This is a genomic window from Hymenobacter nitidus (assembly GCF_020447315.1).
GTDB lineage: Bacteria > Bacteroidota > Bacteroidia > Cytophagales > Hymenobacteraceae > Hymenobacter > Hymenobacter nitidus.
This window is the reverse complement of the sequence record NZ_JAJADQ010000010.1, coordinates 21461-43804: the sequence shown is the minus strand read 5'-3', so window position 1 is coordinate 43804 and position 22344 is coordinate 21461. Positions and strand designations below refer to the sequence as shown.

The following is a 22344-nucleotide window of genomic DNA, read 5'->3' as shown; positions in this document are numbered from 1 at the left end:
GGCCAAAATCCGGACCGTTCAGCTGCGTATCTTTGCCTTTCGATCTTGTCCTCAGCCCTCTAAACAGCCCAACTATTATGGAGTTTCCTTTTGCTTTAGCCTTGCACGGCGGTGCCGGTACCATCTCGCGCACCCTGATGACGGCTGAAGCCGAGCAAAACTACCGGCGGGCGCTGCAGGAAGCCCTCGAAACCGGCTATGACGTGCTGCGTCACGGCGGCGTGGCCCTCGACGCGGTAGAAGCAGCCGTCATCAGCCTCGAAGACTGCCCGCTGTTTAATGCCGGGCGCGGCGCAGTGTTCACCCACGAAGGCCACCACGAAATGGATGCTTCCCTGATGGATGGCCGCCACCGCGCGGCCGGCGCAGTCACCGGGGCCCGCCACATTCAGAACCCGATTCGGGCCGCCCGCCTGGTGATGGACAAAACCGAACACGTATTGCTGGCTTATCCCGGCAACGAGGAGCTGGCCCGCGAGTTTGGTCTGGCCATGCAGCCTAAGGAGTATTTTTTCACCCAGCACCGCTTCGAGCAGCTGCAGGAAGCCCTGGCTGAAGGCCGCATGCGCCTCGACCACAGCGAAGCCGCGAAGGCCCCGCTGGAAGAGCCCGTGGCTTTCGTGGATGAGGACCCGAAGAAAAAGATGGGCACCGTGGGCGCCGTTGCCCGTGACCAGCACGGCAACCTGGCCGCCGCCACCAGCACCGGCGGCATGACCAACAAGCGTTACTCCCGCATCGGCGACTCGCCCATCATCGGCTCGGGCACATTTGCCGACAACCGCACCTGCGCCATCAGCTGCACCGGCCACGGCGAGTTTTTTCTGCGCGCCGTTGTGGCCCACGACATTTCCTGCCTGATGGAATACCGTGGCCTGAGCCTGGCCGAAGCCTGCCGCGTTGTGGTCCACGATAAGCTGGCGCCGGTTGGGGGCGAGGGTGGCCTAGTGGCCGTCGACGGCACCGGCCAGATTGCGCTGCCTTTCAACTCCGACGGTATGTACCGCGCCAGCCTCAGCTCCGATGGCTCGCTCTACGTGGGTATCTACAAAGACTAGCTACGCAGGCTGAATCTGGTCATCCTATATAATAAGGAGTAAAAATCTTCTTTTGCAGATTTCTAAGCATTCAAAAGCAGAACGCCGGCCCCCTGTGGAAGCCGGCGTTCTGCTTTTGAGCAACCCGCGTTGCTATGCCGTAGCCGTATGCGCTTCGGTAGGCAATTCCGCCACTGGTTCGGGCGACACGGTGGGCGCGGGGGCATAGGCCGTCCGGTCGGCGTAGAACCGGCGCTCCTGAATGTCGTAGGTGTTGCCCTTGGCCAGCACGTGCAGGGTCATATTTTCCATCGAAAGAGCGGCGCCCTTCTTGGCGGCGGCGGCATTGTTGTGCTGCAGGTTGTGTCCATCCATGATGATAACCAAGTTGGAACCGATGGTTTCAATCAGGTTGCCTTCGGTAATCAGCACGCCCGTGTCTTCGCCCAGGCCAATACCAATGAGCTTGGGGTGCAAGGCTACGGCTTCCATCAGGCGCCCAAACCGGCCACGCTTCACGAAGTGGGAGTCAATGACTACGCTGTTGTTCAGGCTCAGGCCCGTCCCAATTTTTACGGCGCCCTTCAACAGGGCGTCCGGTACGCTACCGCCCATAATCATGATGTGCGACATAGCCATGGCCCCGGCGCTGGTACCGGCAATAACGAAGTTGGACTCGTTGTAGTAGCGGGCAGTGAGGCGGTCCAGAAATTCCGTTTCGCCAAACATCATCTTCAGGCGCGACTGGTTGCCGCCGCTCATCATCACAATGTCGGCTTCGAGCAAACGGGCCAGGTATTCGGGCTGCTGCGCGTCTTCGGGCGTGCGGATATCCAGAATGCCCACGTTCATGCAGTTGAGCATGGCGAAGGACGAGACATAAATCTTGGCTACTTCCTCCGGTATCATGGAGGCAGTGGTGATGACCTCAATGCGCGGATTCGTCTTGCCCGACTCCGTAACCACGCGCTTGAGAATACCGAGCTCAAAAAAATTGAGGTAGTATTTCTTCTTGGTGCGTGGGTTGGGGTAGGTGCCTTTATCTTCATTGCCTCCGATGGCAATTAACTTCCCGAGAGGTTTAGGTGCTTTCAACGCGACAAATCAACTTTAATGAAAACGAAAGGAAAATAACTCCGAACGGGCAAGCAAGGTTCAGGCCACACCCGCCAAAGCTGAGCGGTAAATTAAGCGGTTTGGCCCACCATTGCATCAAATGTGGTGGTGGCCACCGAATGATAGTTGGGCCGGGCCCGGGCGTAGATGTCTCGGGCCCGCTCAGCGCCGCCCGGTACCGCCAGCAGCGACTTATAAATCGGCGTCAGAAATTTGCGCCGTCCGACTTTAGTCAGAAACTGCTCCATGGCCTCGTCGGCGGGCTGGTAGCCGGCGGCCAGGGCCAGGGGAAACCACGCCGATAGAATCTCGGCGTTACCAGAATGGGTAAAACCGAAGGTTGCATCCAGTTCGTCCAGTTTTGCGGCCGGCAAGCTTTTGGGTAAGCCGTGCAGAAAATGCACCCATTCGTGGCTGCTCCACTCCGCAGTGGGGAGGGCAGCAGCGGGAGTGCCCCGCTGCCACTGCTGCAGGGCCAGCTCCACGGCAGCAAAGCGCTCCGACGACACGGGCGGGGCCACCGCCGGAATACCCGGGCCATTTACCCAGGTCTCAAGCTGCAGCTGCTCTTCCAGCCCCGGCTCCTGAGCCAGTAGCTCGCGCCGCAGGTAGGCTACAAAGGAAATGGTGTCCATCGACTGAAAGCTGAAGCGGGCAAAGTACTCCTTAATAAAGGAGTCGAGCTTCTCGCGGCCGACTAATTTCTCCAGGGTCAGCAGGAGGTAGTCGCCCTTCTCATAGGCAATTTCGGTGAGGCCTTCGTCCGGGTCGCGGCCGGCTAGGTCGAGGTGCAGGTGGGTATCGGGGCTGGTTGGGCCAAGCTCCTCTACGGTGTGGAGCAGGCCGGTATGGCCCAGCACCTGCAGCATGTCGGCGTAGGGCCGGCCGTAAAGCCGCTCCATGATACGACGCTCGAAGTACACGGTGAATCCCTCATTCAGCCAGAAATCATTCCAGGTGGCGTTGGTCACTAGGTTGCCCGACCACGAGTGGGCCAGCTCGTGGGCTACCAGGCTGGTCAGGCTCCGGTCACCGGCCAGAATAGTAGGTGTTACAAATGTTAAACGCGGGTTTTCCATGCCTCCAAATGGAAAGCTGGGCGGTAGCACCAGCAAATCGTACCGACCCCAGCGGTAAGGGCCATACAGCTCCTCGGCGGCACCCACCATTTTCTCCAGATCCACAAACTCGTGCGTAGCGCTAGGCAGCGTGACGGGCTCGGCGTAGATGCCGGTGCGGGTGCTGAGCGGGGTGAACTCCACGTTGCCCACGGCCAAGGCCATCAGGTAAGCCGGAATGGGCTGCTCCATCCGGAAGGTGTAAGTTCCGGTTGAATCGAGTTGCTGCGGATTCTCGGCACTCATCAGCGCCAGCAGATGAGCGGGCACCTGCACGCGGGCCTCGTAGGTGAAGCGTACCCCCGGCGAGTCTTGGCACGGAATCCAGGTGCGGGCCAAAATAGCCTGCGACTGGGTAAAGAGAAACGGCTGCTCGCGGCCAGCCGTCTGCTCGGGCATGAGCCACTGCAGGGCCGCCGCTTCGGGGGAGGTAGTGTACTCAATACAAACAACCTTGGTGTCGGGACGCACCATGATGCTCAAGGGCTGGCCTAATATCGGATCGTCGGCGCCAAGCGTGAAGGTGGTCTGCTCACCGGTCGGGCCGTCCAGCCGCACCGACTCGATGTGCAGGGTACGAGCATCGAGCCACAGCTCGGTGGCCCCCGTGTGGTTGGTCAGCTGCCAGGTGGCCTGGCCCCGGAGGGTGCGCGAGGAAAAGTCAACCTGCAGGTCGAGGGCCAGGTGGCGTACCTGCACCTGGGCGGGGCGGGCATAGCTGTGGGGGTCGGGAGTGAACAGCATAAGGAGGGAAGCCGGGGAAACAGAACAATAACCACCGTGTACGGAAAACCGGGAAAGGAGGTAAATATAACGTAATGCCAAGGCTTAATTTGCCCTGGACAGCGGCGGCGGGGTAGCGGCAAAACTGTTATCTTGCACCGTGGTGTAGTTCTGCTGCTTCGACAACCCCCGGGGCCGGAAAGCAGTAGAACGCGCAGAGCGCTCCGCCGGAGGGCTGGTCAGCTTTTTGTTTGACCGGCTCCGGCAGCAGCCAATTCTGCTTTCCTCACCACACCCCTTGTACATGAACCAAGCGAAGCGTCCTGCCTTCCTCACCGTCCTGCTGTTCTGGCTTGTCAGCCTGACCATGCTCACGACGGCGTGCAGCCAGGATCAGAAAGATAAGATACAGGATGCGCTACCCGGCGGCCTCACCAAGGCCGGCGGCGCGCAACCCAAGCTCGACAGCACCTATGTCATCCAGTACATGAAAGCCGAGCCGGCCTTCAAAGATCAGCTGGAGTGGGGCAAGAAATTCTACCGGGAGCGGGATTTTCGCCTCGGCTGGTTTCGGAACCACGAGCTGGTACCCCAGGCCAAAACTCTGCTCAGCGTTATCAACAAAGCTGCCGACGAAGGCCTGGACCCGCGGGACTATAAGGTAAAAGACTTTGACAAGCTCTTTGCCGCCTTTGAGAAGGCCCAGTCGGACTCGACCAAGCGCAACGCACTGGAAAAGGAAATAGACGTCGCATTATCAGCTACTTACTTCAACTGGGCTTCCGATTTTTACCGGGGGACGGTAAATCCGCGCGAGGTCAAGAGCATTGATTGGAAGGTTAAGCGCAACAAAATCAAGTTGCATAAGGCCCTGATGACCATTCTCAAGGAGCGGGAAAGTACTTACCCGTACTACGAGTTTGAGCCCCTGCACCCCGAGTATGACCGGCTGAAAAAAGCCCTGGCTGACTACCGCGCCATGCAGCGCAGTGGTGGCTGGCCTACGCTGCCCGCTACCACCAAGCTCAAGCCCGGGGATGCTTCCCCGGCAGTAGCCCTGCTGCGCCAGCGCCTGCTGGGCGGGGCGGCCACGGCCGCACCCCAGCCGGAAAATACGCCGAATACTCCCGTGCAGGCCACCAACAACACGACTCCAGCGGCAGCGCCGGCCGAGAAGTATGGGGGGCAGCTGGTAGAAGCCGTTAAGCAGTTTCAGGAGCAGAACGGCCTCAAGGCCGACGGCATCGTGAGCGGCGAAACGCTCAAGGCGCTGAACATTCCGGTCTCAGCCCGCATCGACCAGATCATTCTGAATATGGAGCGCTGGCGCTGGGTTCCGAAGAAGTTTGAGCCTAGCTACCTGCTGGTCAACATCCCGGACTATAAGCTGCACGTCATCGAAAACAACAAGGAAGTTTTCGATATGCGCGTCATCGTGGGCAAGACAATGAACGCTACGCCCGTGTTCAGCGACAAGCTGGAATACGTCGTACTCTCGCCCTACTGGAACGTGCCGTGGAGCATCATTGAGAAAGAGTTTAAGCCCAAGCTGATCAATAATCCTAACTACCTCGACCGTCTCGACATGGAGGTGGTGAAGGGCTCAGGCAAGAAAGCCGTAGTCGTTGACCCCAGCACTATTGACTGGTCGAGCATCTCCCAGGAGACGTTTAAGTACACGGTGCGCCGCCGCCCCGGCCCAAAGAATGACCTTGGAGAAGTGAAGTTTATCTTCCCGAACTCGAATGACATCTACCTGCACGACACGCCTCACGACGAGCTGTTCAGCCAAACCAAGCGGGGCTTCAGCCACGGCTGCGTCCGCGTGGCCGAGCCCCTGAAGCTGGCGGAATATCTGCTGCGCAACAAGCCCGGCTGGGACATGCAGACTATTCAGGATACCATTGCTAACCGCAAGGAGAAGTACGTGTCGCTGAAGGAAACGCTGCCCGTATACCTGGTATATTTCACGGCCTGGGTTGATGAGGTTGGAAGCGTACATTTCCGGGAGGACATCTACAGCCACGACAAGGCCTTGGCCCGCGAGTACTTCGACTAAGCTTGCGAAATACAGAGTGAGGCTCTCGGCCTCTAAAAGAGGCTACCAGCAAATGCTGGTGGCCTCTTTTTTTGCTGGCAGGTATAGCATGACGGCAGGTGTTCGTCTGAGCCTGCACCAGCACTAAGTAATACACTAACAATAATGTATTCCGGCAAGCGAGGTAACAGAGCTTAGTTCAGGGGTGTGCTGCCCTAGTTTACATCTGTATAACTTTTGTAAACAGAGTGGGCTGGATTTCTGGTATATTACAAAAGTTACTAGTATGAATGATTGTAATTACAATTGTATCAACTATTAAATCCGGTAATACCTCGCCGGATATTCCGTACATTTGTAAATAAACAGGCTTTGTTTATGGTTGACCGAATTCGCACCCTTCTACAAGCCCGGCAGTTGACGCCTACTCAGTTTGCCGACGCTATTGGAGTTGCCCGGCCTATTGTGAGCCACATTCTGAGCGGGCGCAACAAGCCCAGCCTGGAAGTGGTGCAGAAGATCATCGGCGCTTTCCCGGATTTGTCGCTGCCCTGGCTATTAAGTGGTACCGGTTCAATGATGGCTCTTTCCGGCTCCACAGCAGGCGTTCTGCCCGTTGCCGCTCCCGTAGCGCCCGTGGAAAGCACCAAAGCCGTAGAGACACCTGTAAAGCGAAATCCAGGGGCTACAGCACGTGTTGAGGTACCGGCAGCAACTCCCCAGCCCGCCGAAACCGAATCGGTCCAGAGCGCCGTTGCTGAAGCAGTGCCGCCCGCTCCCCCAATCGTCCCGGCAGCGCCAGTGCCGGCCCTGCCTACAACCGTAGCGGCCCTACCAGAGCAGCAAGTAGCTCCTTCTCATATAATGAACAATACTGCGTTGGCTTTTGCCGAAACTGGGAAGAAGATAAGACGAATCGTTATTTTCTATCAGGACGGCACCTTCTCCGATTATCAGCCGGAGGTGGTATAGACTACCTGCGCTTTGGCTACTATACTTTGAGTTTTTGCTCGTGGGTAGCTGAGTGCAATTTGGCAGAGTGGGAATTTTGACTTCTATTCAACACCTGCTGAGTCGCTAAGTTTGCCATCCTCTCTATAAGTTGCCAAGTGGATTTTATGGTATATGTTATATTACATGCAAGAGTTATTTCTATTAGCATAATCTGTTAATATGTAAAATTAAAATACTGTTAGTCAGTGCTATTATGAATTGCAAATAAAGTGCTTGTTTGGATATTGCTAGGCATTTTACAGGAGTTGATTGACTTGGTTTTGTTTCATGGGTAATTGGTTGTTTGGTATTACTACTTCTGCACTGATAAAACCCTTGCGGTGCTAAGAACATTGTCATGCCGGAAGCATGAAAAAAGGCAATATGTCCAGCAGCAGAGTAGGCTAATGCCTTTAGCGCGGCTGGCTTGAAGCTCAGCGAAGACTAAGAAGCAGTTGTTGGTTGTGAATCCAGAAGCCGACAAGCGTGTAAAAAGCAAAAGTGGAAAGGAACAGGTGTTGTCATATGTAATTGATGCAAATGGTAGCTGCGGGTTGAGAACTGACGAATAGGCTTGGTTACATTTCTGCTTGCGGTCGTTGATCACTGGCAAATTCTGTCTTGGAAGAGAAGCTGGATAATCCTTGGCTGTTTTAGAGTCGGTGCTTACCTTTGGGCCATGAAAAAGTCCCGTCTGCTCTTCCTGTTTGCCGCCTGCGCCTCGTTATTCCTTTCTTCCTGTGAGCAAGCTCCTGACCCCGAGAAAGACCCAAGCGCTGATGCCGCCTATAAGCGTAACCACCGTGCTGAACTCTACCGCGACGCGCAACGCAGCAACGCTAATTAGTAGCCCCTCTTTGGACGCTGCCAGCAGATGAGCTAAGCAGCTCTACCTAAAAAATAAAAGCCCCGCCGGACGTAAGTCGGCGGGGCTTTGGCATTTCGAGTTGTTCTGTGATGTAACCAGGCAGACTTAAGCCGCCTTAGTGGCTTAGTAAGGCCTCTGCCGCTGGCACGGTTTTTTGAGCGCCGACCAAATCGGCTGGCAGCTGAATCGTACTCACCAGCTGGTTTTCCAGAAGCTGCGCCCACGTCCGGAGGTATAAGACAACGTCGTCACGCTGATTATGGCGTAGGGCATTGCGGCGCTCAAATGGAATAGCGGCGCGAATCGTTGGGTCGGAGAGGCGCTCCAGATGCGACAAGTCAGTGCGGGTGAAGCCCATGGCCAGCATCTCATCAATCGTCTGGTCGATGGGCAGGCCACTGGTCGGGCAGTAGTCCAGGAGCTGCCGCTCCCAGTCGCCGTAGCGCTGCATGGCCCGGCTGTGAATTTCCGCTTTGGTCAGGTGGGTCACGGTCTGGGCCAGGTGGCCGCAGTTACAGCTACCCATGTGCCCCCACTGGTAGGGCGCTTGCGTAGCGAGGCGCTGGGCAGTGTCGCGCAGGGCCTGAATAACAGGAAACGAGCTGAGGGCCATACAAAGAGAAATTAGGCGAGGGATTAAAAGATTGGTGCCAACGGCGGTATTATAAGCCGTAATCGGCTTTTTTTGTTTCAAATCGGCTGCCGGTCAGTCTGGCAGATGCCCTGGGGCTAGATGCTATGCCTCTCTAGGTGTCACAAAGCAGCCAGCGCCCAGGACTTAACTCTTAATAAAACGAAAAAGGATGCCCGAATCAGCGTTCAGACACCCTTTTCAGTACTTGACCAGGAGCTTAGCTACCAGCAGAGAGCCTTACCGGCTGTTGCTGCTGTCGCCGCGGAAGCGGCGCCGCTGCCCGCCGCCCGTGCCACCGCCGCTGGGGCGGCCACCGGCGGGGCGGTTGGCATTGGCAGAGGTAGAACGCGCACCGCCGGAAGAGGCAGGCCGCGACTCACCCCGTCCGGAGGTGCTGCCCGCGCTCCGGCCTGTCCCTTGCGCGGCACCACCTGCCGCCCGGGGCGGACGAGCATCCGTGCCCCGGCCGGGGCGGGGAGCCCGTCCGGCCGGGCCTTTGGGCCGCTGAATGGCGGGACCACCCGTAAGCGGCACGGGTACCACAAATACGCTGAAGTAGGGATGGTCGGAAACCACCGGAATCTGGCGGCGGATCAACTTCTGAATATCCTGCAGGTAAGCCCGCTCTTCCTCGTCGCAGAACGACAGGGCTACACCGTCGGCGCCGGCGCGGCCGGTGCGGCCAATGCGGTGCACGTAAGTTTCGGGCTCGTTGGGAATTTCGTAATTGATAACGTGGGTCAACTCGTCCACGTCGATGCCGCGGGCGGCAATGTCGGTAGCTACCAGCACGCGGGTGCTACCGGCTTTGAAGTTGGACAAAGCCCGCTGGCGGTGGTTCTGCGACTTATTGCCGTGAATGGCTTCAGCCGGAATGTTGGCCTTGGCCAGGGTTTTCACCACCTTGTCGGCGCCATGCTTGGTGCGGGTAAACACCAGCACCCGCTTGATGCTTTTGTCGCGCAGAATATGCTCCAGCAGCTCCGGCTTGTCGTTTTTCGGCACCATATACACGGATTGGGTAATCGTGTCGGCGGTGCTGGAAACGGGCGTGACGGCCACTTTCACCGGGTTAGGCTTCAGGATAGAGCCCGCCAGTTCCTGAATCACGCCCGGCATGGTAGCCGAGAAAAACAGCGTCTGGCGCGAGGCTGGCAGCTTGGGCAGGATGCGCTTGATGTCGTTGATGAAGCCCATGTCGAGCATGCGGTCAGCTTCGTCGAGCACAAATACTTCGATGTGCCGCAGATCTACGAAGCCCTGGTTCATCAAATCGAGCAGGCGGCCGGGCGTGGCAATGAGCACTTCCACGCCGCGCTTCAGCGCGTTGGTCTGGGGTGTCTGGCCCACGCCACCGAAAATAACGGTGTGGCGCAGGGGTAAGTGCCGGCCGTAGGCGGCGAAGCTCTCCCCGATCTGGATGGCTAGTTCCCGGGTAGGCGTAAGCACCATGCAGCGGATGCGGGAGTGCGAATGATTTTCCAGCTTGGCCGTCTGGCTCAGAATCTGGAGAATCGGAACGGTAAAGGCGGCGGTTTTGCCGGTGCCGGTCTGAGCTACGCCCAGCAGGTCGCGCCCGTCGAGCACGTGCGGAATGGCTTGCTGCTGAATGGGCGTAGGGGTGGTGTAGCCTTCCTCGTGCAGGGCACGCAGGATGGGCGAAATAAGATTGAGTTCGTCGAACGTCATCAGAAAGGAAATGGAAAGAAAAAAGGCCGCGGCACTACTTGAGACGGCCGGTGCAGCCTTTTTTGGAAAGCAGGCTGCGGGTAAGCGTGATAAATTTGGCGAAGAAAAAGAAACTCTGGCCCCGGCCAAGCGGGAAACAGCCACGAGCGTATAAGCCAGGCAGTACGTCAGCGGTTGTACGCGCTGAAGGATGAAAAAGCCACTAACCTCGACTATTTATGAACGTCACCAACCGCAAAATTCTCCACGATGGGCACTACAAACTTAGTCAATTGCTGGTGCAGACCGGCGGGCAGCAGCTCAAGCGGGAGCGGTTCGAGCCGGGCAATGCCGTAGCAGCCCTGGTTTTCGACACCCAACGGCAGCGCTACCTCTTCGTGCGGCAGTTCCGGGTTGGGTCCGAATCGGAGCTGCTGGAAATTCCGGCCGGCATGCTCGACAAGGAAGGTGAGCGTCCGGAAGAAGCCATGCGCCGCGAAATCCAGGAGGAACTGGGCTACGACGTCGACCGGCTTACCTATATCACCAACTTTTACTCCTCGCCCGGGGGCAGCAGCGAACTGCTGTGGCTGTACTACGCCGAGGTGAGCCACCAGAGCGGCCCCGGCGGGGGAGCCATCGACGAAAACGAGAACATCGAAGTCGTGGCGCTACGCTACGAAGAGCTGGCCGCCGAGCCCTGGCAGGATGCCAAAACCCTGATAGCCGTGCAGTGGGCCCAGCTACGCTAAGCAAAGGAGGCCGCCTGGAAAAGCAGGGTTTTTACCATTTGTAAAAACCAGATAAAGCAAAGCCTGATGAGGACAAAACCTCATCAGGCTTACTGTTTAGGGGAGCAGCGCGTTACTGAGCGTTAATCACGTACTCGAAATCCTGCTTCAGCTTGGCATCGGTGATGATCAGCGTCAGGGGCTGGGGAGCCTCCATTTTTACAAATGGAATAACCCGCTCGCTCTTGTACTGATCCTGGTTCCAGAACCGGCCGCTGCCGGCCGTCAGGGTCTGGGCGAATACCTCTTTGCCGTCTTTGGTCTTGGCCGAAAGCGACAGGGCCGAGGGGTCGGCATTCTGGGCGCCGCGGCGGTACATGGTTACCTGCAGCTCACCACCGGGCGGCAGAGCCTTGAAGCGGCGCTGGTAAGTGCTGTCGGCCCAGCGGTTCATTTCACGCATGGCATCCAGGGCGGTGAGCAGCTCGGCGTAGGGCCGGTAGGCCACGCGGGTCATGGAGGCATCTTTCTGGGAATCCTCATCCGTGTTTTTCGTCACGTTGAGCACCAGGGCACATTCTTCGTCCTTCTTAGGGCGCATATAGCGTTTGCGCTCCGGCGTAACCATTTGGGCGGAAGCGGCAAAAGAGGAGAGAAGGGTAATGAGTAGAAAAAGCTTTTTCATCAAGCAAATAAGGTAGTCGTGTCGTGGCTGAGCCACTGCGGGGCAAAGATACGCAAGTGTCAGACAGCGGCAGGGGCTGCTTCGTTCAAACCCCGCGCCGGAACGACACAGCCCGCGAATCGGAAGTCCAATGATGAACGGCCATGATTTTGCGCCACCAGCAGGGACGCGTAAAAACGAAAAAGGCTCTCAGCGTGAAGCTAAGAGCCTTTTGCGGTCCGGACGGGACTCGAACCCGCGACCTCCGCCGTGACAGGGCGGCATTCTAACCAACTGAACTACCGAACCATTTCCTTCTGCAAAGCCAGCTGCTTTCCGTTGAAGTGGTGCAAAGGTAGAACGACCTTTTAGATTACACAACCCAAGCGCTATGTTTTTGTCGAAAAAAGGGCCGGTTTGCGCCGTAGTCGCTGGTTTTAAGGGAGATTAATTTTTGAAAATCCTGTTGGTGAAGCCTGCCGGAAGCTGATTGGAGCGCGGCGCCGACCGTGAGAAAAGGTGGATAGGCTACCGTTGCCGCGTAGCATAGCTGCGCCGACATCCGGGGCCGGAACTCAGCGCCGCCGTTCCAGCAGCATAATAGGCTCGTCGTGGTAGGTAGTGCGGGCAAACTCCTGGAAGCCAAACTTGCCGGCCAGGCGCAAAGACGCCACATTATCGGGGTCGATGATACAGGTGAGGCGCTCAGCGGGCATGTTCGCCTCCGCCCAGCCCAGGGCGGCCTGTAGGGCCTGGCTGGCGTAGCCGCGGCCGTGCACGCGCGGCGACAGGACCCAGCCGGCTTCCGGGGTGCCGCTGATGGAGGGGGTAAGGTCGCGCTGAAAATCGAAGAAGCCCACGGTGCCGATGTACTCGCCGGTGGCTTTTTCCTCAATGGACCAAGACCCGTAGCCGAGCATGGCCCAGTGGCCGAGCTGGCCCAGCAGGCGGCGCCACACGTCTTCCGGGGAATGGGGCTTGTTGCCTAGGAAGCGGTAAAAGGCCGGATCGGCGTGCATGGCGGCGGCGGCGGGCAGGTCGCTCGGGCGCGGGCCGCGCAGGAGCAGGTCGGCGGTTTCGAGCAGCGGTACGACGGAGGCTGGAGTGGCCAGTAGGCTTAAAGGAGGCTTCATGGCCCCAAAGTAGCGAAATACACGGACCGTGGTGACTGCCAGAAAACGAAAAAGGCTCTCAGCGTGAAGCTAAGAGCCTTTTGCGGTCCGGACGGGACTCGAACCCGCGACCTCCGCCGTGACAGGGCGGCATTCTAACCAACTGAACTACCGAACCATTTCCTTCTGCAAAGCCAGCTGCTTTCCGTTGAAGTGGTGCAAAAGTAGAACGACCTTTTAGATTACACAACTATGGCCGCGCTTTTTCCGCAAATAAAACGGAGCAGCGGGGCTTTGTGGCTGTTTTTCAGCGACATTATTTTTCCGAAAAATCATTCCCGGCCATTGCAGGCACGTATGGAGACGTTTCAATTACCTTTGCTTTCGTCGGGGCCGCTGCGGTAGCCCTGGCGTATTCCCATTTCTGCCACCCTGACGCATTCACCCCCGGCAATGCTCCTCGATTTCGAACAACCAATTGCTGCCCTCGAAGGCAAACTCCGCGAAATGCAACAACTGGCCCTGGATAGCCAGGTAGATGTATCGGAGGCCGTAACCGCCCTCGAGGCGAAAATCAAGGCTCTCAAGAAGGAAACCTACACCAACCTCACCCGTTGGCAGCGCGTGCAGCTCTCGCGCCACCCCGACCGGCCCTACACCTTCGATTATATCGAGGGCATGACCTCCAAGTTTGTGGAGCTGCACGGCGACCGGACCGTGGGAGACGACAAGGCCATGGTGGGCGGGTTTGCCGACCTCGACGGCCGCTCGGTGATGTTTATTGGTCAGCAGAAGGGGCGCAACACCAAGGAGCGGCAGTACCGCAACTTCGGCATGGCCAACCCCGAAGGCTACCGCAAGGCCCTGCGCCTGATGAAGCTGGCCGAGAAGTTCAACAAGCCTGTTGTAACGCTGATTGACACTATGGGCGCTTTTCCGGGCCAGGAAGCCGAGGAGCGGGGGCAGGGCGAAGCCATTGCCCGCAACCTGAAGGAGATGTTCATGCTCAAAGTGCCCGTTATCTGCGTCGTGATTGGCGAAGGTGCTTCCGGTGGCGCCCTGGGCATCGGTATCGGCGACCGGGTACTGATGCTGGAAAACACCTGGTACTCGGTGATTTCACCTGAGTCGTGCTCCAGCATCCTGTGGCGCAGCTGGGACTACAAGGAGCAGGCCGCTGAGGCTCTGAAGCTTACGGCCACCGATATGCTGAGCGCCAAGCTCGTGGACGGCATTGTGAAGGAGCCCCTGGGCGGTGCCCACACTGCCCCGGCCAAGATGATTGACACCCTGAAGAAAACCCTGATCAAAACCCTGGACGAGCTGGAAGCCCTGCCCGCTGAGGAGCGCATCAGCCAGCGCATCGACAAGTTCTCGGCCATGGGTGTCGTGGTCGAATAGAATAACGCTGGCGGCTTACCAGCCGTAAGCATCGTAAAAGCGTCATGCTGGGTTCTGCGGAGCTGGGCATGGCGCTTTTTTTATTCCTTGCTACCTTTCCCGCTGCATTGTTGCCCCACCCAACTCACTCTTTTCTATGACTGTTCATACCCTGGATACCGGCCTGTTTAAACTCGATGGCGGCGCTATGTTTGGCGTCGTGCCTAAGTCGATGTGGCAGAAGCTGAACCCGCCCGACGCCAACAATATGTGTACCTGGGCCATGCGCTGCCTGCTGATAGAAGACGGCAACCGTCTGCTGCTGGTCGATAACGGCATTGGCGACAAGCAGGACGAGAAGTTCCGGGGCCACTTTTACCTGCATGGCGACGCATCGTTGGAAGCTTCGCTCCGGCAGAAAGGCTTTACCTCGGCCGACATCACCGACGTATTCCTGACCCACCTGCACTTCGACCACTGCGGCGGCTCAGTGGTACGCACGGCCGGCGGGCAGCTGGGGCTGGCGTTTCCGAATTCTACCTACTGGAGCAACGAAGCCCACTGGGACTGGGCCGTGACGCCGAATCCGCGCGAGAAGGCCAGCTTTCTGAAGGAAAATATCCTGCCGATTCAGGAGAGCGGCCATCTGCGCTTCGTCGGGGCCGGAGGGGTGCCCGCCGAACTGTCGCAGTTCCGGGAAATCATCTTTGCCGATGGCCACACCGAGAAGATGATGGTGCCCGTGCTGAACTACAAAGGCCGGAAGCTGGCGTTTATGGCCGATTTACTGCCCTCCGTGGGCCATATCCCGCTGCCCTACGTGATGAGCTACGACATGCGCCCCCTGGTGACGATGACCGAGAAAGAAGCCGTGCTGCGCCGGGCCGCCGACGAGAATTGGGTACTGGTGCTCGAACACGACCCCACCACGCCCTGCTGCACGGTGCAGCACACCGAAAAAGGCGTGCGCGTGGCCGAAACCTTCCGCCTCGAAGACCTTTAACCTGACCCCAATAGTATGCGCAAGCTCGGATTGGCCTTGTCGGGAGGCGCGGCGCGCGGTATTGCCCATTTGGGGGTGCTGCAGGCCCTGGATGAGCTGCAGCTGCCCATCGGCCACATTGCCGGCGTCAGCTCCGGGGCCATTGCGGGGGCTTTCTACGCGGCGGGCTTTGCCCCGCGGGAGATTTTCCGGCTGCTGACCGACACCCGGTTTGTGCGCCTGCTGCGGCCGTCCTTCCGCCTGGGCTTGGTGCGCCTCGATTTGGTGGAGAAGCTCTACCAGCACTACCTGGGCGCGGCCCCGACCTTTGAGGCGCTGACAACGCCGCTGACGCTGGTGGCTACCGACCTGGCGGCGGGGCAGACGGTGTATTTTCAGCAGGGGCCACTGCTCAAGCCCCTGCTGGGCGCGGCGGCCGTACCCATCGTCTGCCGGCCCGTCGAGTGGCAGGGGCAGGTGCTGGTGGATGGTGGCGTGATGAACAACCTACCCGTGGAGCCGCTGCTGGCTCAGGCCAACCTGGCCGTGGTGGGCGTGCACTGCAACCCGATGAGCCCCGAGGCCCCGCTGACCACGCTGCGGGAAGTAGGGGAGCGGACGGCCTATTTGGCTATTTCCATGAACGTGCAGCCGCGCCTGGCCCAGTGCCACTTTATCCTGGAGCCGCCCGCCCTGCACCGGTTCCGGGTCACGGATTTGCGGCGGGCCCCCGAAATATTCGACATTGGCTATGCGCACACCATGGCCCAGGCGGCGGCCCTGCGGGAGCTGCTGGCCGAAGGCTCTGCTAATGGACAGGATTGAAATTTCTTTAGTTTTGACCTCTGGCTACTACCATTTCGGCAATAGTCGCTGACATTATTCATGGAAAAAGCACGAAAGACCTCTACGTTCTGGTATCAGTTTTCCCGTTTCTGGTTTTGGATAACTGGCTGGCATTTAGGCCCGCAGGTGCCGCCCGGCATTCCCAAAAGCATGATGATTGCCGCCCCGCACACCAGCAACTGGGACTTCATGTTTTCCCGGGCCGCCTTCTTCCTGATGGACGTAGACGTGCGCTTCACGGTAAAAAAATCGTGGGTTGATATTCCGGTGCTGGGCAAGCTGATGCTGGCCTTGGGCGCGCTGCCCGTAGACCGGCAGAAAAACAACAGCCTCGTGGATGGCATGGTGCAGCTCTTCAATGAGCGCGACGAGCTGGTGATTCTCATCACGCCCGAAGGCACCCGCGCCTACCAGCCCCGCTGGAAAAAAGGCTTCTACTTCGCCGCTATGGGCGCCAATGTCCCGATTCTGCTGGGCTACCTGGACTACAAAAACAAGGAAGCCGGCGTAGGACCCGCTTTCTGGCCCACCGGCGACTACGAAAAGGACCTGGAGCAAATCAAGGCATTTTACCGCACCAAGGCCGGCCGGTTCCCGGAAAAAGGCGTGCGCTAAGCTGTAATCGGCTTTCGGCCCATGAAAATGAAAAGGTACGTCCCGAAAAGGCGTACCTTTTCTGCGTTAAGCCTCGCCCGTTGTTATGGAAAAACTGCAAACCCTCGGTCTGATTCTGCTTGGACTCGCCCTCTTCGTGTGGCGGATGGTGCAGAAAATGCGCGACACCACCCGGCAGGAGCAGCAGGAGCGGCCCCGGGCCCAGAGTCAGAGGTCGCAATCCGGCTCATCATTCGAAGATTTGCTCAAGCAGATGCAGCAGCAGAATCAGCGGGGCAATGCGCCGGCCGCGCCAGCCACTACGCCCGGGGGCCGCAAGCTGCCGCAGGAGCAGGCCCGCGCTGCCCGCACCCTGGAACGGCCCGCCCAGCGCGCCCTCTCGCAGGAGCGACGCGCCACGAATATGTCGCTCGAACGGCCGGCCCCGGTAGCGCGGCGCGGCACCGGCATGGACCACAGCCAGCCGGCCCACCAGCCGCGTCAGTCGCCCAGTGCCGCCCCCGTATCGTCCGGCCGCTCCCTGACCAGCCGCCTCCGCAACCCGGCCGAGCTGCGGGATGCTTTTATTCTGAGCGAGATACTGAAGCGGAGGTTTGAGTAGGGGGAATTCAACTCACAGCCAGAGCAGGAGGCGCAACGCCAAGTGGCCCAGCAGCACAGCCGCGGCGGTGGAATAGGCAGGTAAACCTTTTACAAGTTATCGACCACTATTTGCAGCGTGTAAAACCATTGAATAATAATTAACTGCTATGTCCACAGACATCATGCGTGTGGTCCCTACTCGCACCGAAGGCCTACCTGAGGTAACAGAAATTGTTTTCTATCACGACCGAATGATGGTATGTTCAGCCAGCCAATGGATAGCGGTACCCTTCGCCCCGCTTGCTCGCTGGCCTCACCCAGTGGGGATACGGAAGGCATTAGCATGGTTGGGGATTCAACCATCTTGGCGGACGATAGCCGACCGAAATTGGGTTGATACGGAAACAGAAAGCCTCTTTGAGTTTTATTCTAATCCGCCGTTTAAGCTATGGCTGCCTTACGACGCTGATTATGTAGCTAGCCCTTATTTTCAACTCCAACAGTTCTTGCGCCAGGGTGGATACGATACTTCCGACATGGGCTAAAAAAGGCAGAATGCAATTATAGCAACAGCAAAAATTCAGCCCCAAGACCACCACTATTCCGCGGTCGGTTGTATAACGCAGGTTATGTTGAGAGATGGGAACTGCTCGAGTCGAGTTGCCAACGCAATCCTGCTATTAATCCTGCGTCAAAGCATACGAAACCAAATTAGCGCCCATGCGCAGGGCCGCTTCGTGGGTGGCGGGCGGGTCGTCGTAGGTGCCCACGTCTTCCCAGCCGTTGCCTAGGTCGCACTCGAAGCTGTAGAAGCACACCAGCCGGCCTTTGTAGAGCAGGCCGAAGCCCTGGGGCCGCTTGCCCTCGTGTTCGTGTACTTTGGGCAGGCCCTTGGGAAACTGAAACTTCTGGTGGTAAATCGGGTGGGAGAAAGGCAGCTCCACGAATTCAAGCTCGGGAAACACTTTCTTCATTTCGGGCCGGATGAATTTGTCGAGGCCGTAGTTGTCGTCGATGTGCAGGAAGCCTCCGCCGGTGAGGTAGCGGCGCAGGTTCTTGGCCTCGGCCTCGGTGAAGGACACGTTGCCGTGGCCCGTCATGTGGATGAAGGGGTAGGTGAACAGCTCCGGCGAATCCAGCTCTACGATGGCCTCGTCGGGGGCAATGTTGGTGCGCAGGGCCTGGTTGCAGAACCGAATCAGGTTGGGCAGGGAGGTCTTGTTGGCGTACCAGTCGCCGCCGCCGCCGTAGTGCAGCTTGGCAATGCGGAAGCTGGGCGCGGGCGCGGCGGCCGTGAGGGAAAGCAGGAGAAGGGCGGAAAGCAGCAGGTTTTTCAGCATGGGAAACTAGTAGCGTAGGCTTTACTGGAAAGGAGCAGAGGCTTTCAAAAGTTCGACAACAGATAGTTGAAAAGGCTTGGAATAGCAGCGTAAGGTTGCAACTCGGGCAATACCTGTACCTTGAGCGCCGGTAAATTTCCTAGCATGGTCTTGTATTGCCGTAAATGTAAGATTCCGCTCACCAATGACCTGCTGGAGCTCCCCAACCGGGCGCTTATCAGCGAGGAGGAAGGGGAAGACTATATTCCGCAGGGCTTCTTTGTGATTAGCGACGGGAGCTATTTTACCAACTCCGCAAACCAGTTGATTATTAATGTGCGGGATATGCTCAACTGCGCCAATCACCCCAATCCAAGTCGGCTTAACGGCTGCTGCGGGCTTGATGGCACCGATGGACCTAATAAGATTTGCTCTAACGGCCACGAGGTGGGCACGGAAAAATCGGATTGTTGGATGCCCCATGCCTTTCTTATAGAGCAAGACTTTCCTATTTCCACTCAAGAGTAGCGACGAAGCACTCTGCCTAATTAAGGATAATGATTACCGGTAACGACTTATTGAGCCTGGGCTTACAGCCGGGCAAATGGTTTAAAGAGGCACTGGAGCACATCAACACGCACGCCCTGGCAGGCGACGCGCTGCAGGCCTACCTCGATACGGTGAAGCCGGCCCCGGAAATTCCGCTGCTGGCCCATCCGGTGCCTTTTCACGAGAACATCAGCGCCGACTCCCCGGTGGAGGAAGCCAATATTGCCTACGTCCGCCAATCAATGCAGCAGCTGATGCGCACGCCCACGGTGGTAGCCGGGGCCATCATGCCCGACGCCTGCCCGGCCGGGCCGCTGGGTACGATTCCGGTGGGCGGCATCGTCGTGACGCGCAATGCCATTCACCCCGGCATGCACAGCGCCGACATCTGCTGCTCGGTGATGCTGACCAACCTGGGCAAGCTGGACCCGAAAACGGTGCTGGACACGGCCCAGCAGATTACCCATTTCGGCCCCGGCGGCCGGCCGCCCGAGCGGGAGTTTGCGCTGCCCACCGACATCGAGGCCGAGTTTCGGGCCAATCCATTTCTAAACTCCCTGCGCAGCCTCAAGCTGGCCCAGGAGCACCTAGGCACCCAGGGCGACGGCAACCACTTTCTCTACGTGGGCATTTCGCGCAACACCGGCGACACGGTGCTGGTAACCCACCACGGCTCCCGGGGGCCCGGCGCGGCCCTGTACACGCAGGGCATGAAAGTCGCCGAACGGTTTCGCCAGGCTATTTCGCCCGCCACCGACCCGCACAACGCCTGGATTCCCAGCCAGTCGGAAGAAGGGCAGCACTACTGGGCCGCGCTGCAAACCATCCGGAAGTGGACCAAGCAAAACCACCTGTGCCTGCACCAGGCCATTGCCCAGGAGCTGGGCGCGGCGGTGCAGCAGCAGTTCTGGAACGAGCACAACTTCGTGTTTCGTGACGGCGACCTGTACTACCACGCCAAAGGCGCCACCCCGCTCGACCCGAAATTTATGCCCGACATTACCGGGCCGCGCATCATTCCGCTGAACATGGCCCAGCCCATCCTGATTGTGGAAGGCTCGACCACGGAAAATAATCTGGGCTTTGCGCCCCACGGGGCCGGGCGCAACCTGAGCCGCACGCGCCACAAATACAGCAAGATCGGGCAGACCAGGGAGGAGCTGTTTGCCGAGGAAACCCAGGGCATCGACGCCCGGTTTTTCTTCAATCGGATTGACATTTCCGAGCTGCCCAGCGCCTATAAAGATGCCGAAGAAGTGAAGCGGCAGATTGTGGACTTCAACCTGGCCACTACTTTGGACGAAATCCGGCCCTACGGCTGCATTATGGCCGGCGACTGGGAGCAGGACGCGCCTTGGCGCAAGAAAAAGTTGGCCAAGGAAGCTGCCCGCCGGGCCGCCGACGACTCCCAGGCCGACTGTTCGGCGCTTTCTTCGGAGTAAGAGCCTTGCCGGGCGGGCCTACAGCTCCCGCACCACGTGCACGGTATGCACTGCCGCCAAGGCTGCTGTTTCGGTGCGTAGGCGCGAGGCCCCTAGCGTCACGGGCCGAATGCCGCGCTGCCGCGCTGCCTCGATTTCCTGGGGCGTAAAGTCGCCTTCGGGGCCGATGAGTACGCAGCAGCCGGCACCCTGCGCCGCCACCTGCGCCAGGGCTGTCCGCTCGCCTTCCTCTAAGTGGGCAATAAAGGCCGTGTCGGCGGCAACGGTCGGGATAAAGTGGGCGAAGTCGGTCAGCTCGTCCAATTGCGGTAGCCACGCCTGCCCCGACTGCTTCAGGGCGCTGACGGCTATTTTCTCCAGCCGGTCCAGCTTCAGCTCCCGCCGCTCCGAGCGGCTGCAGCGCAGAAACGTGATGCGCTCCACGCCCATTTCCACGGCTTTTTCCACGAACCACTCCATCCGGTCGAGGTTTTTGGTGGGAGCCACGGCTACGTGGGTGAAGTAGGGCCGCGGCGCTACCGTTTCGTGGCGCACGATGCGCAGCTGACAGCGCTTGGGGTTGGCGTCGGCCACTTCGGCCTGGTAGAGCCCGCCGCGCCCATCCACCAGCTCGACCGTATCGCCCGGGCCCAGGCGCAGCACGCGCACGGCGTGCTTGCTTTCATCTTCGGGCAGGGTGTAGGCGGAGCCGGCAAGGTCGGGGGCGTAGAAGGTAGGCATGGCGCAAAAGTAGGACTTCCCGGACGGTAAGCGCCATTGGCAGGGTGGGCGCGCGACGGGGAATTGGCCAGAATATTTTATGTACCCAAGCCCGGTGAAGGTCGTAGAAGAGGGCTTAACCCTCTGAACTCACTTACGCTATGACACCCAAACTCAAAAAACTATCCCAGCAAGTAGTAGTCATTACCGGTGCCTCCTCCGGTATTGGTCTGGTTACGGCCCGCATGGCGGCCGAAAAAGGTGCCAAGCTCGTGCTGGCCGCCCGCAGTGAAAACGCCCTGCGCCAGCTCTGCGACGAAATCAACCAGGGCGGCGGGCAGGCCACGTATGTAGTAGCCGACGTCAGCAGCCAGGACGATGTGAAGCGCATTGCCCAGGCCGCCCAGGCCACCTACGGCGGCTTCGATACCTGGATCAACGATGCTGGCGTGTCTATCTATGGTAAAGTAGAGGACGTACCGATTGAGGATATGCGCAAGCTATTCGATACCAACGTCTGGGGCCTGATTTATGGCTCCCTGGAAGCTACCCGGCACCTGAAGCAGCGCGGTGGGGCCATTATCAACATCGGCAGCATTCTGTCGGAAAGCACAGCCATCCTGCAAACTATCTACTCGGCCAGCAAGCACGCCGTGAAGGGCTTTACCGACGGTCTGCGCATGGAGCTGGAAATGGACAAGGCGCCCGTTGTGGTTACCCTCATCAAGCCCGCCGCCATTGACACGCCCTACCCGCTGCACGCCAAGAACTACATGGAGCGCGAAGCGCAGCACGCGCCGCCCGCCTACGCCCCTGAAACCGTGGCCCGCGCCATTATTCACTGCTGCGAAACGCCCGAGCGCGAAATTACCGTGGGTGGCGGTGGCCGCATGATTACCTCCATGGCCCACCTGGCCCCGCGGCTGCTCGACAAGTTCATGGAAAACGTATTTGCCAAGCAGGAAAAAGCCGATTACGCCCCGCGTCCTCGTCACCAGAATGGCCTCGACCACGCTGCGGGCCGCCTCGAAGAGCGTGGCAACTACCCCGGCCATACCCGGGAAAGCAGCTACTATACCACTGCGACGCTGCACCCTCTGGTAACGGCCGCCGTAGCCGGCGCCGTGGGGCTGGGCGTGGCCGCACTGGTGCGCAAGTCGAAGAATGGCTCTTCTACTGGCCACGAGCCAGCGTCAGAATCCAAGACGGCTCAGTGGGTAGAATAGCC

At 58.8% G+C, this 22344-nt stretch carries 21 protein-coding genes and 2 tRNA genes; 13 read left to right on the top strand and 10 right to left on the bottom strand.

The features are described 5' to 3' along the window. Nucleotides 1-77: 77 nt before the first annotated feature. Complete coding sequence (locus LGH70_RS17765) at nucleotides 78-1058, top strand: isoaspartyl peptidase/L-asparaginase family protein (protein ID WP_226188364.1); 981 nt, start codon at nucleotides 78-80, stop codon at nucleotides 1056-1058. Nucleotides 1059-1190: 132 nt separating this feature from the next. Here the strand turns inward: LGH70_RS17765 and LGH70_RS17760 are convergent, their stop codons facing one another. Together LGH70_RS17760 and LGH70_RS17755 are read right to left on the bottom strand one after the other, a co-directional pair. Beyond that, nucleotides 1191-2132 (bottom strand): cyanophycinase, encoded by a 942-nt coding sequence (locus LGH70_RS17760; RefSeq protein WP_226188362.1) that lies wholly within the window; start codon nucleotides 2130-2132, stop codon nucleotides 1191-1193. A 92-nt stretch (nucleotides 2133-2224) separates the two neighbouring features. Next, a complete protein-coding gene (locus tag LGH70_RS17755) occupies nucleotides 2225-4015 on the bottom strand; it encodes a M1 family metallopeptidase (RefSeq protein ID WP_226188360.1) in 1791 nt (596 codons plus the stop codon). A gap of 283 nt (nucleotides 4016-4298) precedes the next feature. Here LGH70_RS17755 and LGH70_RS17750 point away from each other — a divergent pair, with 283 nt between their 5' ends. The 3 genes from LGH70_RS17750 to LGH70_RS17740 all read left to right on the top strand — a co-directional run bounded on the left by LGH70_RS17750 (nucleotide 4299) and on the right by LGH70_RS17740 (nucleotide 7872). Further along, nucleotides 4299-6053 (top strand): L,D-transpeptidase family protein, encoded by a 1755-nt coding sequence (locus LGH70_RS17750; RefSeq protein WP_226188358.1) that lies wholly within the window; start codon nucleotides 4299-4301, stop codon nucleotides 6051-6053. Nucleotides 6054-6338: 285 nt separating this feature from the next. Further along, entirely contained in the window at nucleotides 6339-7004 is a 666-nt protein-coding gene (locus LGH70_RS17745) for a helix-turn-helix domain-containing protein (protein WP_226188355.1), read from the top strand. A 700-nt stretch (nucleotides 7005-7704) separates the two neighbouring features. After that, nucleotides 7705-7872 carry a hypothetical protein gene (locus tag LGH70_RS17740; protein ID WP_226188353.1) on the top strand — a complete coding sequence of 56 codons (168 nt, stop codon included), beginning with the start codon at nucleotides 7705-7707 and terminating at the stop codon, nucleotides 7870-7872. Nucleotides 7873-8008: 136 nt separating this feature from the next. Here the strand turns inward: LGH70_RS17740 and LGH70_RS17735 are convergent, their stop codons facing one another. After that, nucleotides 8009-8506 carry a hypothetical protein gene (locus tag LGH70_RS17735; RefSeq protein ID WP_226188351.1) on the bottom strand — a complete coding sequence of 166 codons (498 nt, stop codon included), beginning with the start codon at nucleotides 8504-8506 and terminating at the stop codon, nucleotides 8009-8011. Nucleotides 8507-8764: 258 nt separating this feature from the next. Then, complete coding sequence (locus tag LGH70_RS17730) at nucleotides 8765-10216, bottom strand: DEAD/DEAH box helicase (protein WP_226188349.1); 1452 nt, start codon at nucleotides 10214-10216, stop codon at nucleotides 8765-8767. Nucleotides 10217-10434: 218 nt separating this feature from the next. On the opposite strand from LGH70_RS17730, the gene LGH70_RS17725 reads away from it, so the two are divergent. Next, on the top strand, nucleotides 10435-10947 hold the full coding sequence (locus LGH70_RS17725) for an NUDIX domain-containing protein (protein WP_226188347.1): 513 nt from the start codon (nucleotides 10435-10437) through the stop codon (nucleotides 10945-10947). A gap of 112 nt (nucleotides 10948-11059) precedes the next feature. Here the strand turns inward: LGH70_RS17725 and LGH70_RS17720 are convergent, their stop codons facing one another. The 4 genes from LGH70_RS17720 to LGH70_RS17705 form a co-directional block, all read right to left on the bottom strand. Beyond that, the gene (locus LGH70_RS17720) at nucleotides 11060-11611 is read right to left on the bottom strand and encodes a hypothetical protein (RefSeq protein WP_226188345.1); all 552 of its coding nucleotides are present in this window, start codon (nucleotides 11609-11611) and stop codon (nucleotides 11060-11062) included. Nucleotides 11612-11825: 214 nt separating this feature from the next. Then, nucleotides 11826-11899: transfer RNA gene (locus LGH70_RS17715), tRNA-Asp, on the bottom strand. 266 nt (nucleotides 11900-12165) lie between these two features. Next, a complete protein-coding gene (locus LGH70_RS17710; protein WP_226188343.1) occupies nucleotides 12166-12723 on the bottom strand; it encodes a GNAT family N-acetyltransferase in 558 nt (185 codons plus the stop codon). Nucleotides 12724-12806: 83 nt separating this feature from the next. Further along, nucleotides 12807-12880, bottom strand: a tRNA-Asp gene (locus LGH70_RS17705). 275 nt (nucleotides 12881-13155) lie between these two features. On the opposite strand from LGH70_RS17705, the gene LGH70_RS17700 reads away from it, so the two are divergent. The 5 genes from LGH70_RS17700 (at nucleotide 13156) to LGH70_RS17680 (ending at nucleotide 17126) form a co-directional block, all read left to right on the top strand. Further along, complete coding sequence (locus tag LGH70_RS17700) at nucleotides 13156-14103, top strand: acetyl-CoA carboxylase carboxyltransferase subunit alpha (protein ID WP_226188342.1); 948 nt, start codon at nucleotides 13156-13158, stop codon at nucleotides 14101-14103. 136 nt (nucleotides 14104-14239) lie between these two features. After that, nucleotides 14240-15085 carry an MBL fold metallo-hydrolase gene (locus LGH70_RS17695; RefSeq protein ID WP_226188340.1) on the top strand — a complete coding sequence of 282 codons (846 nt, stop codon included), beginning with the start codon at nucleotides 14240-14242 and terminating at the stop codon, nucleotides 15083-15085. 15 nt (nucleotides 15086-15100) lie between these two features. Then, nucleotides 15101-15889: a patatin-like phospholipase family protein gene (locus tag LGH70_RS17690; protein ID WP_226188337.1), complete on the top strand. Its 789-nt coding sequence runs from the start codon at nucleotides 15101-15103 to the stop codon at nucleotides 15887-15889. Nucleotides 15890-15949: 60 nt separating this feature from the next. Continuing rightward, complete coding sequence (locus LGH70_RS17685; protein ID WP_226188335.1) at nucleotides 15950-16525, top strand: 1-acyl-sn-glycerol-3-phosphate acyltransferase; 576 nt, start codon at nucleotides 15950-15952, stop codon at nucleotides 16523-16525. A gap of 85 nt (nucleotides 16526-16610) precedes the next feature. Further along, a complete protein-coding gene (locus LGH70_RS17680; RefSeq protein ID WP_226188332.1) occupies nucleotides 16611-17126 on the top strand; it encodes a hypothetical protein in 516 nt (171 codons plus the stop codon). 661 nt (nucleotides 17127-17787) lie between these two features. On the opposite strand, the gene LGH70_RS17675 is transcribed toward LGH70_RS17680, so the two are convergent. Then, nucleotides 17788-18447, bottom strand: coding sequence for a DUF4159 domain-containing protein (locus LGH70_RS17675; RefSeq protein ID WP_226188329.1), 660 nt, complete (start codon nucleotides 18445-18447; stop codon nucleotides 17788-17790). Nucleotides 18448-18597: 150 nt separating this feature from the next. On the opposite strand from LGH70_RS17675, the gene LGH70_RS17670 reads away from it, so the two are divergent. After that, entirely contained in the window at nucleotides 18598-18954 is a 357-nt protein-coding gene (locus LGH70_RS17670) for a hypothetical protein (protein ID WP_226188327.1), read from the top strand. 29 nt (nucleotides 18955-18983) lie between these two features. Further along, nucleotides 18984-20417: an RtcB family protein gene (locus LGH70_RS17665; RefSeq protein WP_226188324.1), complete on the top strand. Its 1434-nt coding sequence runs from the start codon at nucleotides 18984-18986 to the stop codon at nucleotides 20415-20417. Nucleotides 20418-20435: 18 nt separating this feature from the next. Here LGH70_RS17665 and LGH70_RS17660 read toward each other — a convergent pair whose 3' ends face one another. Then, on the bottom strand, nucleotides 20436-21137 hold the full coding sequence (locus LGH70_RS17660) for a 16S rRNA (uracil(1498)-N(3))-methyltransferase (RefSeq protein WP_226188322.1): 702 nt from the start codon (nucleotides 21135-21137) through the stop codon (nucleotides 20436-20438). A 140-nt stretch (nucleotides 21138-21277) separates the two neighbouring features. Here LGH70_RS17660 and LGH70_RS17655 point away from each other — a divergent pair, with 140 nt between their 5' ends. Then, a complete protein-coding gene (locus tag LGH70_RS17655) occupies nucleotides 21278-22342 on the top strand; it encodes an SDR family oxidoreductase (protein ID WP_226188319.1) in 1065 nt (354 codons plus the stop codon). Nucleotides 22343-22344 lie beyond the last annotated feature (2 nt).